General features: G+C 59.4%; 10 protein-coding genes and 1 pseudogene. 5 read left to right on the top strand and 6 right to left on the bottom strand.

All coding sequences use genetic code 11. From position 1 onward, the window contains the following. The 6 genes and pseudogenes from aceB to C563_RS0120490 all read right to left on the bottom strand — a co-directional run. A partial coding sequence (aceB, locus tag C563_RS0120510) for a malate synthase A (protein WP_018763953.1) occupies nt 1–1,176 on the bottom strand: 1,176 nt, incomplete at its 3' end. Nucleotides 1,177–1,262: 86 nt separating this feature from the next. Further along, nucleotides 1,263–2,633 carry a pyruvate dehydrogenase complex dihydrolipoamide acetyltransferase gene (locus tag C563_RS22325; protein WP_043424537.1) on the bottom strand — a complete coding sequence of 457 codons (1,371 nt, stop codon included), beginning with the start codon at nt 2,631–2,633 and terminating at the stop codon, nt 1,263–1,265. Nucleotides 2,634–2,664: 31 nt separating this feature from the next. After that, complete coding sequence (locus C563_RS0120500; RefSeq protein WP_018763950.1) at nt 2,665–4,872, bottom strand: alpha-ketoacid dehydrogenase subunit alpha/beta; 2,208 nt, start codon at nt 4,870–4,872, stop codon at nt 2,665–2,667. A 729-nt stretch (nt 4,873–5,601) separates the two neighbouring features. Further along, nucleotides 5,602–6,108, bottom strand: coding sequence for a VOC family protein (locus C563_RS0120495; protein ID WP_043424538.1), 507 nt, complete (start codon nt 6,106–6,108; stop codon nt 5,602–5,604). A 128-nt stretch (nt 6,109–6,236) separates the two neighbouring features. Further along, a pseudogene (locus C563_RS22885) lies at nt 6,237–6,338 on the bottom strand (carbohydrate ABC transporter permease); the annotation flags it as partial. A 235-nt stretch (nt 6,339–6,573) separates the two neighbouring features. Further along, on the bottom strand, nt 6,574–7,344 hold the full coding sequence (locus C563_RS0120490; protein WP_018763948.1) for an IclR family transcriptional regulator: 771 nt from the start codon (nt 7,342–7,344) through the stop codon (nt 6,574–6,576). 622 nt (nt 7,345–7,966) lie between these two features. Between C563_RS0120490 and C563_RS0120485 the strand changes: the two genes are divergently transcribed. The 5 genes from C563_RS0120485 to C563_RS0120465 all read left to right on the top strand — a co-directional run. After that, nucleotides 7,967–8,767 (top strand): SDR family NAD(P)-dependent oxidoreductase, encoded by an 801-nt coding sequence (locus C563_RS0120485; protein ID WP_018763947.1) that lies wholly within the window; start codon nt 7,967–7,969, stop codon nt 8,765–8,767. Beyond that, nucleotides 8,764–9,738 (top strand): hypothetical protein, encoded by a 975-nt coding sequence (locus C563_RS22520; RefSeq protein ID WP_155845232.1) that lies wholly within the window; start codon nt 8,764–8,766, stop codon nt 9,736–9,738. The genes C563_RS0120485 and C563_RS22520 overlap by 4 nt, the downstream gene beginning before the upstream one ends. After that, a complete protein-coding gene (locus tag C563_RS0120475; protein ID WP_018763945.1) occupies nt 9,731–10,840 on the top strand; it encodes a mandelate racemase/muconate lactonizing enzyme family protein in 1,110 nt (369 codons plus the stop codon). The genes C563_RS22520 and C563_RS0120475 overlap by 8 nt, the downstream gene beginning before the upstream one ends. 60 nt (nt 10,841–10,900) lie before the next feature. Continuing rightward, nucleotides 10,901–11,884, top strand: a complete 984-nt coding sequence (locus tag C563_RS0120470; protein ID WP_018760674.1) for a sugar phosphate isomerase/epimerase family protein — start codon at nt 10,901–10,903, stop codon at nt 11,882–11,884. A gap of 23 nt (nt 11,885–11,907) precedes the next feature. Continuing rightward, nucleotides 11,908–13,102, top strand: a 1,195-nt coding sequence (locus tag C563_RS0120465) for a Gfo/Idh/MocA family protein (RefSeq protein WP_018763876.1), incomplete at its 3' end; no start/stop codon positions are given.

Genomic DNA, 13,102 nt, shown 5'->3' with positions numbered 1-13,102 from the left:
GCTGCCGAGGACGCCGTCGAACACTTCGCGGCAGACGGGCACCAGGTCGGGGTGGGCCACCCAGGAACCGTCGAACCCGTCGTTGGCCTCGCGGGTCTTGTCCGCACGTACCTTCTCGAGGGCGTTGGCGTTGGCTTCCGGGTCCTTGCGGTTGGGAACGGCTGCGGCCATGCCGCCGATGGCCATGGCGCCGCGCTTGTGGCAGGCCCGGACCAGCTGTTCGGTGTAGGCACGCATGAACGGCTGGGTCATGGTCACCTGGCCGCGGTCCGGGAGGACGAAGCGCGGGCCGCGGGTACGGAAGTTCTTGATCAGGGAGAAGATGTAGTCCCAGCGGCCGGCGTTCAGGCCCGAGGCGTGGTCGCGGAGTTCGTAGAGGATCTCCTCCATCTCGAACGCTGCCGTGATGGTTTCGATCAGCACGGTGGCTCGGATGGTGCCCTGCGGGATGCCGAGCAGGTCCTGGGCCAGGATGAAGATGTCGTTCCACAGCCGGGCTTCCAGGTGGTTCTCGATCTTGGGCAGGTAGAAGTAGGGGCCCTTGCCCTGGGCGAGCAGGCGGCGGGCGTTGTGGAAGAAGAACAGGCCAAAGTCCACGATGCCGCCGGCGATGGGCTGGCCGTCGATCAGCATGTGCTTTTCCGGCAGGTGCCAGCCGCGGGGGCGGACCACGATGGTGGGCAGGTCGCCGTCCGCCTTCAGCTTGTAGTCCTTGCCTTCTTCGGTGGTGAAGTCGATCCGGCGCTCCAGCGCATCGGTCAGGTTCAGCTGGCCCTTGATGACGTTCCGCCAGGTGGGGGTCGAAGAGTCCTCCATGTCGGCGAGCCACACCTTCGCTCCCGAGTTCAGGGCGTTGATGGTCATCTTCTTGTCCACCGGGCCCGTGATCTCGACGCGGCGGTCCTCCAGGCCGGGTGCCGGGGGAGCCACCCGCCAGGACGGATCATTACGGATGTGCTCGGTCTCCCGCAGGAACTGCGGATCCTGCCACGCCGCTATCGCGGCCCGGCGTGCGGGACGGGCCGCAAGCAACTCCTGCCTACGCTGAGCAGTAGCCCAGTGCAGCTCGGCCAGAAACCTCAGGGCCTCCGGCGTCAGCACCTCGTCCTGCCGGCACACGGGTTGACCGGTGCAGACGATGCCACTCATCGTGAGGCTGTCAGTAAAGCTGTTCATCTCATTCTCCTGGGCAGGGGCCAATCGGGGAGCAGTAAGTGTCGTATTTAGAGGAACTGACCCTCTTCGTCCGTCCAACGGCGGATTTATAGGAGCATCGTCAAGGGGTTTTCCACGAGCGACTTGAAGGCGTTCATCCATTGCGCCGCTATGGCCCCGTCGATGACTCTGTGATCTGCTGAAAGGGTGCAAGTCATAATGTTGGCGATGACCAGTTCCCCATCATTGACTATGGCTCGGGGTTCCGCCGCCCCCACGGCGAGGATTGCTGACTGCGGCGGGTTGAGGATCGCCGAGAACTGCTTAGTACCAAACATGCCAAGGTTGGTGATCGAAAAGCTCCCGCCCGCCAGTTCATCTTGGCGGATCTTGCCGGCTTTGGCCCGTTCGACGAAATCACCAATGGTGGTGCTGATGCTGATGAGGGGCTGCGATTCCACAGCCCTGACGACCGGCGTCAGCAGGCCGCCGTCCACTGCGATGGCAACGGAAATATCTGCGGTCGCGTATTGCAGTTGGGCGTCCTCCGTCCAACTGACATTGGCCTCGGGGACATCGCGTAGGGCAAGGCCGGCCGCCTTGACAACGAGGTCATTGACGGTGATGCGGCGCGTGGCGGCGGTGTTGATCTGCTGCCGCAGCGCCAGGAGAGCATCCATCTTGACGTCAGCAGTCAGATAGAAGTGGGGGACGGTACTCTTCGACTCAGTGAGACGCCGGGCTATGGCTCGACGCATCCTGGTGTGAGGGACAGTTACGGGTCCTGCTCCTGTGCGCAGTTGATCTGCTGCAGCATTCTGCGGTGCGGTGTCGGGGGTCACAGTGCTCCCGGGTGAAGCTGCGGTTCCAGCGGGAACATCAACAGTTGCGGATGCCTTGGATTCAACCGCCTTTTCGACGTCGCGCCGTATGATTCGACCATTCGGACCTGTTCCGGCGATGGAGGCTACATCTAGGTCGTTATCCTTTGCAACGCGTCGGGCAAGAGGCGAAGCAAAGATGCGCCCGTGGTCCTGGCGGTTGCCGGCGTTGACAGGCGGAGGAGTGACATCTCGCTCTTGAGTTAAGGGGCTTTCCACAATGGCTGTGTTGGTTTCTGTCGCTTGAGCGGGGGTCGTTTCGGTCGGAACTTGTGGGGCAGGTCCGGAGGGGCTATCGGTGCTGTCGGCCGGGTTCTGGACGCTGTCCAGGAGCGCAGCAACTTCTGCGTCGGTGTCACCGCTAGCCCTAATAATGAGGATTGGTGCACCAACGTCGACGTTGGTTCCTTCTTCCACGAGCAGCCGGGCGATAATTCCTTCGGATTCGGCTTCGATTTCGACGGTGGCTTTATCTGTTTCCACTTCTGCTATCGATTCGCCGACGGTAACCTCATCGCCTTCGCGTTTCAGCCAGGTGGACAGCGCCGCCTCCGTGGCGTTCGCCATGACTTCCGGCATATTCATCAATGCGGGCATTATTTTCTCCAGTGATTTCTTGGGGCTCTGCTTAGAGGCTCTGGTCTTTTTTGATGGTCTTCAGGGCTGCAGCTATTTCGGGTCGTCCGGCGAAGGCCGCCCGTTCCAGAACTTTTGAGATGCTGGGGGAGGCTTCTCCGCCTGAGACCCGCTGGATCGGGTAGTCCAGGTAGTCAAAGTACCGTCGTTGGATTTCGTCGCTGAGCCAGCCGCCATACGCCGTTCCCCGGGTGCCCTGCTCGACAATAAGGATGTTGTTCGTCTTTTTAATACTGGCGTCAATGGTGTCCCAGTCGATGCTTGCCTTGTCGAGCCAGCGGAGATCGACGACCTCCGCGTCCGTTCCGGTGTCACCGACGGCATCAAGGGTGGGTTGGACCATCGCACCGTAGGTCAGGATCGTCAAGGCTTTACCGGTCCGACGGATGGCGGCCTTGCCGAAGGGGATTTGGAAGTCGAAGTCTTGGACCGGTACTGTCCCCATGCTGGTGTAGAGGTCAACGTGTTCGATGATCACCACTGGATCGTTGATTGCCAAAGCGGCGTTCATTAGCCCGACGTAGTCGAAGGGCGTGGAGGGCGCTACTATTCGCCATCCGGCAGATGTAGCGAAGATGCCGGCCGGGTCCATGGAGTGTTGTGAACCGTAGCCGGTTCCCATGGCCACTTTAGAGCGAAGGACGAGGGGCATTTCACCTCTGCCGCCGAACATGTGCCTTGCCTTGGCGATTTGATTGAAGAGTTGGTCGCCGGCGACCCACATGAAGTCGGCGTACATGAATTCAATGACTGGCTTGAATCGGCCGTCCATAGCAATGCCACCTGCCAGGCCGGCAAACGCGTTTTCGCTGATAGGTGTCCCCAAAACCCGTTCGGAGTGGGCTTCTTTGAGCCCGCGGGTTGCGCCATTGGTTCCACCCTGGAGGCGGTGGACGTCTTCGCCCATGACCACGATCGACTTGTCGGCGTCCATGCGCGCCCGCATGACATCGGCTACCGCATCAATGAACTTGCCCTTCGCGAGCTCACCGGTGAAGGAGGACTCTTCCTCCGTCCTGGCAGATTCCAGTTCTGAAAGATCGCTGCGGATCCCGATATCGACGAAGGATGCGTCAGGCCATAGAGCTGGCCGGATGCGTCGCTTTCCGATCTTGCCGTCCGGGTCCTGTTCGGTCAGTTCCGTTACGGCCAAGGTGCAGGCTTGTTTGATCTTGTCTGTCATTTGGGTGATGACTGCATCATCGAGATACCCGAGCTTTTTCAATTCCCTCGTCACGCGCACGATGGGATCGCGTTTACGCCATGCGTTCTCCTCGTCCTTGGTGCGGTATCCGAAGGCACTGCCAGGGAAAGGGCCGTTCTGGTGGAAGTAGCGGTATACCTCGGCCTCAATGATCGTAGGACCTCCACCTGAGCGCATGTGCGCAGTGGCCTGTAACATCGCAAGGTGCACAGCCAAGGGATCCATACCGTCTACACGCCAGGAACGGATTCCGAATCCTGGGCCTCGTCCGGAGAGACGTGATTCAGCCGTGACCTCCGAAACATGCGTGGACACGGCATAGAGATTGTTTTCGATAAAGAAGCAAAGGGGCAACTTCCAAGCCGCTGCAAGGTTCATGGTTTCCAGGACGGAACCTATATTCGTTGCCCCGTCACCGAAGTAGGAAACGGTAATGTCGGTCCCTGCGTCGGATGTAGGGGCATGCTTTTGCGCCCAGGCGTTGCCGGCCGCGAGTGGGACACCTCCGCCGACAATGGCGTTCGTGCCAAGCGCCCCCGCTTCCATCCACTGCAGGTGCATGGATCCGCCTCGTCCATGGCTGAAACCCTGGTCCAGGCCGAGAATTTCTGCCAAGGTCCGCTGAAGATATGCTTGGACCTCTGCGCTTACCGGGTCCACCGGATCCATGGTGCCACCGGTGGTGCGCGCCAGATAAGCAAGCCCTTTGGCGAGGAACTGGTGGTGGCCGCGGTGAGAACCGTTGACGCCATCGCCGGGGCGCAGCATCACTGCAGAGCCTACAGCGCCACCTTCCTGCCCAATGCTTGAGTGTGCGGGACCGTGGACAAGACCTTCGGCAGCCAGCTCGAGCACAGATTCTTCAAAGGATCGGATGATCTGCATTTGTACGAGCATCGTTTTCAGCAAGGACGGATCAGCTTTTTTCCAGTCCTGGGCCGTGGTGGCCAACTCAACCCATTCGACATCAGGGGTCAGGGGTTTGCTGCGTGACATTGATTTCTCCACGAGTATGAAAGTCCTCGGACGGCATGATTCAGTGCACGGGGTGAGGATTTAGCGCCCATGACCTCCGTTGGCCCGCTTGCATACACCAGCTAAAAGCGAGGCCTAGAAGCAGAGTGCCGAATGGGTCCGACGGCGTGCGACACTGTGTTCCTCATCCTTGAGGGGCCGAACAGCCACATTGGACTGTAATCAATACTCACACGGCCGAAGCATTTTAGTCAAGATATGGAACTGAATTCATACTGTGAAAGTTTAGATTTAAGAGGTCATGCCTCTTGGACGAAGGGCGGGTCGGTCCTTTAGGCGCTAGCAGAAACGGCAAAGGGTTGCGCGGGTGCCGGAACTTCCCCAGCCTGGCGTCGACGCTGTCGAGGAACAGAATCCGTGGACCGGCCCCTGCGCCACGCATGCGATACCCGCGGCGACTTGATCCCGCTCTCCCAATAACTAACGCTGGCCGTGAAAGGAGTCAGCTACCCGAACGAACAAACCCAGGATGGTCAACCCCACCGAAACCCTGAGTGGGTGACCCGTTCATCGGAAGACGATCCACCTGGGAAGATTGAGCGAAGGCACAGGAGGGCTGGCAGATCCTGCTCGCCGACTTTTTGGACGCAAAGAACCGTTCCGTTGGCCGGGACCATTGGCCAGTGTCGGTGCCGTAGTCCTCGTCGTCTTGTTACAAGCCTCGGAACCGGGGGCGGATTGACTGCCTGGCTAGAGACTTTCTGACGGGCGGCGTCGTTTTGGTACTTCGATTGCTTCCAAGACCAGCGGTGAGCCTGGAAGTTCTACGTACGCAAAGCCTCCGTCGAGATCCATCCCGTATCCCCGGCCTGACTGGATGACGTCAAGACCAGCGTTTTCGAATTCTTCGATGGACTTTTCAATCGACGGGACGAAGAAGCCAAGGTGGTGAAGCCCGTATCCATGTTCGGCGATCCAGTCGTGGTAGATACTCGGCCCTCGCAACGGTTGAATAAGTTCTACTTGGGGAGAGCTTCCACCGAGTGCCAAGCGGAACTCGAACTCTCCTGGCTTGCCTCGGTACGTCGGAGTGGCAATGTTGTTCTGGCTGTAGGTGTAGATGCGCCACTCAGAAATGCCCAACCCGGTCCACAGCTCAACAGAGCTCTCCAGGTCTTCAACCAATAGGGCCACTTGGTCCACCCCTTGGCCGAGTGCCTTTACGAGTCCTTGGACAGCCTCTTCATTGATTGCCATGGTGCTGGTGACCCTTACTTCCCGATCCGAATACAGGATGATCCGATTTAGCTCAGTTCTCCGCCTGTGCCAGTCATACAAATTAGCTTCTTGGGTGTCTCAACGACGTTTAGAGGGAGCCTGCCTCCTTACTTAATAGCTCCCATTGCGAGGCCCCGCACTAGCTGCTTCTGCGCAAACCAGCCGGCGATGACAACCGGGAGGACAGCCACCGTTGAAGCTGCGGATAGGGAGCTGAAGGCTTCCGGTAAATGCTTCACTCAGACGCAACCGCGTCCGCGCCACAGCGTAACGCATGCATTTGCCACTCAGCAAGGAAAATGCAGGGCCAAACTCTTCAAAGTCGGTTCCATGGTGCAGAAACCTCTACTGGCCCCTAGAAGTTTGGCGGTGGCCGAAAGGGGCACAAACGCTTCAAGAACCCTGACCCCAGCACTGCTGTTGGCACGATAGGGCACGTGCGCCTCAGTTGACGCTGAGCGTGGCGGTAATTTCAGCGAGCTTGGCGAGAAGGTCTTCCTTTGTATCCACAAACCTCGTGGAAGGCGATGAGATCGTGATGCAGGCAACTACGTGCTCGGCCTGGAAGATCGGAAAGCAAACGCAGTCCACTCCGAGTTGAAACTCTTGTCGATCGAAAGAATAACCGCGCTCACGTATTGCTTCGAGTTCCTGGCGGAATTCTTTCTTCTTTGTGATGGTGTTCGGGGTGAGAGGCGTAAAGCGCATCCGCTCTATTGCTGCCTCCCGGACATCCACGGGTGCGAATGCTAACAGCAATTTGCCGCTGGCACGAGCATGAACATTGTCGGAGTAGCCGGTATCTAAACCGACAACGCGGACTGCATGGGCACCTTCTGCGGTGGCCAGCACCTTCACAGCACCACCGCGCCAGACGCTCAAATAGGTGGTTTCCCCAGTGCTTTGCGCGAGGGAGTTGATGGCCCGGGCATAGCTGGCCGGTACAACGTCCGCCCGCGCATATGCGTCGGAGATGATCGCCGCCCTCGGTCCAAGACGGAAGTAGCGGCGATCGTCCTTTGTCACCATACCCTCAGCCGCAAGCGTGGTTAGCAAGTGGTAAGTAGTGGGGAGGGACAGTCCGAAGCGCTCGGACACCTGTTTGGCTTGAAGGCCCTCAGATTCAGCAACAGCAAGCAGAATCTGCACTGCACGGCTAACCGACTGAATGCGGGTCTGACTCTTGAGGTCGGGATCTCCCGTATTTGTAACCACAGCCTTAGTCTACCTTTCACTATATTGAATTGCTTCATGTCCCGTTCCGCGGCGCCGTCTGGGCGCCCCGCGTTCGGGTTCCTGCCTTGCCGCGTTCAGCCTTGTTCTGCGGCCGAAACGCGGCCACTCCGCCGGGGCGCGGGTCGCCGACAGGGTTCACAAGGGCGTGCAAACCAGCCGCCCCATGGGCAAGCCTCCCCGGTATGCGCGCCCAGCTCCACCCTTTCGTTGTGCTGCGGTTCACATGTCGCGCATATGACGCTACTATTTGAAACGGATTCAAGATAGAGACAAGGTTACTCCCGCAATCTTGCCAGCTGCCGTCACTGAGAAAGCAATGATGCTCCATGACTAGACCTCCGACATATCGTGCCGTAGGTAACTTGGACGGCCGCCCGCGCAAGGGCGCTACGAACAGGGGCCTGCAGTCGGAACTACACCCTCGACTTGGGCAAGAAGATTCTGTGCGAGGACTCCTTGGCCAGGGCCGCCCCCGGGCTGGTCCTGGGAACACGCTGCCTGATTCTCGAAAGCAGCGCGGAGATCAGCACACCTCCGCGAACGCTCCGAAATTTTGGGCACCAGAAGCAGCAACGATACGACGCATTTGTCGGCAGGAAGGATGCAGATGCAAGAGGGACAGATTGTAGTGGTCACGGGGATCTCCAAGGGGATCGGGAGGGCCATCGCACTGCGCGCAGCAACCCAAGGGGCTTGCGTGGCAGGCATCCACCGTGGAAGTGACCCGGAAGCTACCGAGCATCTCTCAGCGGAAATCTCGGCAGCCGGCGGCACACCGCTGATCTTGACAGGCGACACCGGGTCGACATCGGATGTCGACCGCCTGGCTGACGCTGTCTCGGATCGTTTCGGCGGCATCGACGTGTGGATCAATAATGCGGCCGCCCTTCTGGTCCAGCCATTTCTGTCTATGACAGATGACGACTGGATGGCCATCATCAATTCGAATTTGATGGGGTATATCAGAGGTGCACGTGCGGCTGCCGCCGTCATGGTTCCGGCGGGGCGCGGAAGCATCGTAAACATCAGCTCGGTAGTGGCTGATCAACCACCCACTGAAATGACCGGATACGTTGTCGCCAAGGGTGGCATCTCGGGTCTGACTCGCGCGTTGGCTGTCGAACTTGGCCCCTTGGGCGTGACAGTGAATTCTGTCGCGCCCGGTGCCACCGAGACACCGCTGAACACCGATAGCTGGACGGAGGATGTGCGAGCGACCTATCGCGACCGTATTCCCCTTGGCCGCATCGCCACCCCGGAGGAGATTGCCGATGTCGCCTTGTTCTTCGCATCCGATGCGGCACGATATGTAACCGGTCAGACGGTTTCAGTGGATGGTGGCCTCCTGCTCAACGGTTCCGTCGGCCACAAACGACTTGCCGCGGCGGAGCCGGCGAAATGACCGTAGTTCTGGAAAATGAGCAGGTAGAACTGGTGATGGATCCCGAAAGGGGAGGAGAAATAGTACGCTTCGCCCGTCCGGGTGAAGACAACGGGCTGGCACACTATGCGTGGACGACCCCGAATCCGCCCGATCAAAATATCCGTTACGGATCCACCGAACTCGACTGGTTGGCCGGGTACCGTGGCGGATGGCAGGTGCTGTTCCCGAATGCTGGAGCGGAATGCCTCGTTGACGGCCTCCCGGTTGCCTTCCATGGGGAGAGCTCAATCTCCCGGGCACAGGTGGTCGAACAAACCGCCACCTCGTGCACAATATCGATTGGCTCCCGGCTTCCTCTCGAGCTGACCAGAACCGTACGGATCCTGGAAGATTCCCCTACCGTGCAGGTCGAAGATACAGTCCACAACATAGGAATCGGGCCTGCCTCTTTTATCTGGGGGCATCACCCGGTGTTTCCTCTCACGGAAGGAAGCGTGATCGACGCGCCACCATCGACGGTTTTGGTGGAACCCAGCAAAGCGGGGGGCCATCTGCTCCAATCCGGGCAGTGGCCGCGACTCAGTGGCCAAGACGGAACGTGGGAAGACCTGAGTCGTTCTCCTGGAGAGCAGACCGAGCGGTTGGTGTACCTTCAGGACCTCCCCGAAGGGTGGGCGGCGCTTCGTCATCCGGACGCGGGCTCCCCAAGCATAGCGATGGCGTGGGATGTCAATGCGTATCCACACCTTTGGTTGTGGACTCTCGACGGGGCTGACGGGTTCCCTTGGTACGGGCGTGCCCGGATGATAGGGATTGAACCCCAGCGCGCATGGCCCTTTGACGGGCTGAAAGGAGCGATCGACCGCGGCCAGGCCCTAACCCTCGGGCCCGGGGGCGCGCAGTCATCCTGGTTCACTCTGACTCTGCTCCCTGGGGGAGAAAAGCCAGTGATTGGCATGGATCAGGACGGAACGGTGCGCTATGACTGACCGGATCACCGCGGCCGAGGCATGGCTGGTACACCTGCCCATGCCCTACGAACTGGTGCTCGGGCCGATAACCTACAAAACCCGCGACTACGTCGTCCTGCGTTTGACGACCGCATCAGGGCTCACGGGTGTGGCGGTGGGCTACACACGACACACCCCCTTGATCGAAGCCCTCGAAATCCTGGTCCCCCAGATAGAGGGCCTCGGACTTGAGCCAGGCGAGGTGCAGCGAACCCTGAAAGGCCGTTTCTCTCCGGGGTGGGGCTCGCTCGTCCGGGCAGCGTCTCTGATCGACATAGCTCTATGGGACATAAGTGCCAAGGCCAGACAGCAATCGCTGGAAGACTTCATGGGAATGCGAAACGAGCCCGTCCCGTTGATGGCGGTGGCCGGCTATTTCTTGGAAGCCAGAGGAAAATCGGCCGTTCTGGAGGAGATCGAGCGTTTTGTCGCCGAGGGCTACACGACCATCAAGCTCATCATCCCTGGCCATAACCTGGACCACGATCTGGACCTGATCGGCGACATCAACCAGATCCTTCCGTCCGGGGTCACGCTCGCAGCTGATTTCCATGGAGCCTTTCACTCCGTCGACGAGGCAGTGCACTACAGCGAAGGCTTGTCAGATTGCGGACTCCGGTTCATTGAGGACGCCTTTCCAAGCTACGAGAGCGATATCGTGTCGGCCTTCGCAAGAGTGGCAGGCACACCTGCCGCTGCAGGTGAAGATGTCATGACCCCGGCTGCACACCGCGCGCTGTTGGACGGCGGCGTCAGTTATCTTCGGGCGGACGCGACAGCCACCGGTGGATACACCGCCGCTATGAAAAGTATCGCCGCCGCGGAAGACGCGGCAGCCTGGGTTGCTCCTCATGTTTGGCCCCATATCCACCACCCGCTCTCACATGCTTCAAGTCGTGTCGCAATGATCGAAACCATCCCCCGATACGTAGGAGCCGACCCTATCGTGGACCTCCTCCTGGAGGATCTGCCCATTGTTGATGGCAAATGGTCACCGCCCCGGCACGAAGGTCTGTACCTCCCCCTGGACTGGGCCCGCGTCGAGGCGTTGGCCAGTGTTTCTCGCACCTGGGCGCTCTGAAAAGACCCACGCCCGCAATCTGTTCCCTGTAAATCACCATCTCGAAGAAGAGGTAAAGCAATGAAAATAGGAATCCTGACAGCACTGTTCGACGCCAAGCCGCTGGACGAAGTGGCAAGTTATGTAGCTGATCTCGGCTACGAAGCGGTCGAACTCACCACCTGGGCAGGCTCTGGCCATTTCGATCTCGAGCAGGCCATCTCAGACCCGCAATACAGCCGAAATTTGAAGAAGATGTTGAACTCGCGAGGGCTTTCCATCTCGGCTCTCTCGGACCACCTGTCAGCACAGCAGGTGCTCCCGCCCAAGGACGCCAGTTTCGATGACTGGTCGCCGACAACCGACAAGCAGGAGATGTTCGAATACGGGAAGCAGCACCTGCTGAACACCGCACGAGCAGCATCAGACCTTGAAATCCCGGTGGTCAACGGCTTCTTCGGCTCGACCGTCTGGGGCTCCTGGTACACCTGGCCTCCGAAGCACCTGGAGCTTTACAACGAAGGCTGGGACCTCTTTGTGGAGCGCTGGAATCCCATCCTGGATGAATTTGCCAAACTCGGCGTGAAGTTCGCGCACGAGGTCCACCCGACCGAAATCGCTTACAACATCACCACAGCACAGACTGCTGTGGAAAAGCTTGGTCGTGACGACTGGGGTTTCAATTTTGATCCCAGCCACTTCATCTGGCAGCAGATCGACCCTGTCGTCTTCATTAAGACCTTCGGCAACCGGATCCTCCACGTCCACGCCAAGGACTTTGAAGTGCAGGAAGACGAAATCCGACGCGACGGGGTGCTCTCCACCGGATCATGGCGGAACATGCACCGGGCAGCACGGTACCGCGTGGTCGGATGGGGCCAGGTGCCGTGGAAGAGGGTCATCACTGCGTTGCTGGAGGTGGGATACGACTATGTCATGTCCTATGAGCACGAGGACCCGGTAATGAGCGAACGCGACGGTGCCGAAAAGGCCATTGACTACCTGCGCCCCCTGATCGTGAAAGAGCCGATGGATCCCGAAGCCCACCACTTCTGGCTCGTCTAAGACAAGTAAAAGGGAAGATTACGATGACACAGGATTTGCCAGCCTTCTTCACCCAGGGGCTGATGAAAGATGATCACCGGGAAGTCCCGGCCATCGGCGTCGGCATGCTCGGCTATTCGTTCATGGGCAGGGCACATACGAATGCCTTGAAGAAGATCACGTATACCTACTGGCCGCCGCCGATGCAGCCGGAATTGGTCGGAATCGCAGGCCGCACCCAAAGCGCCGTCGATGAGGCAGCCCGTCGATACGGTTATGCCAAGTCAACGACCGATTGGCGCGAGCTGGTCGAAGACCCAGCGATCGGGCTATTCGATAACACCGGGCCGAATGACCAGCACAAGGAACCAACCATCGCCGCGGCCAGGGCCGGCAAGCACGTTATATGTGAGAAGCCCCTCGGTCGAACTGCCGATGAAGCATACGAGATCTGGACCGAAGTCGCGAAGACTGGCGTTAAGGCGATGACCGCCTTCAACTACAGATTCTTTCCAGCAATCCGCCTGATCAAGGAGATGCTTGACGACGGGACACTGGGTGAAGTCCGCCATTTCCGGGCCAGGTACCACCAGGAGTGGCTCGTTGACCCGAAGAGCCCTACCTCATGGAGGCTGGACAAGAGCATCGCAGGTTCAGGAGCGCTCGGGGACCTCGGTGCCCACATCATCGACCTTTCCCGGTATCTCGTTGGTGAGCCCGTAAGCGTGTCAGCAAACATGAAGACGTTTGTAGAGGACCGTCCGGGCGGGCACGTGGACGTGGATGACGCGTTCGACGCCATCATCACCTTTGACACCGGCGCGCTCGGCACCCTGGAGGCAACCCGGGTTGCCCCGGGCCGTAAAAATCACATGCGCTTCGAGATCAGTACAACGAAAGGCACGGTGATCTTCGACCAGGAACGGATGAACGAGATCGAACTGCACCTGGCCGACTCGACACCAGGCCCGAAAGCACAAGGCTTCCGTACAGTTCTCGTTTCCGAAAGTTACCACCCGTACTGGGAACACTGGTGGCCGCACGGCCACATGATCGGGTGGGAGGACAGCTTCGTCCACGAGCTCGGCCACCTGCTGCAAGCCATTGCCGATGACAGCGAGATCGGGCCCCATGGCGCGACCCTCGAGGACGGTTACCGCTGCGCCGAGGTGACCGATGCCATCGAACGATCAGCAACAACCGGTGCACGACAAGAGATTGTTTATCGAGAGGCATCAG

The sequence above is a fragment of the Arthrobacter sp. 135MFCol5.1 genome, from assembly GCF_000374865.1.
Lineage (GTDB): Bacteria > Actinomycetota > Actinomycetes > Actinomycetales > Micrococcaceae > Arthrobacter.
Note: the sequence above shows the minus strand (reverse complement) of the source record. Positions and strands in the feature narration are given on the sequence as shown.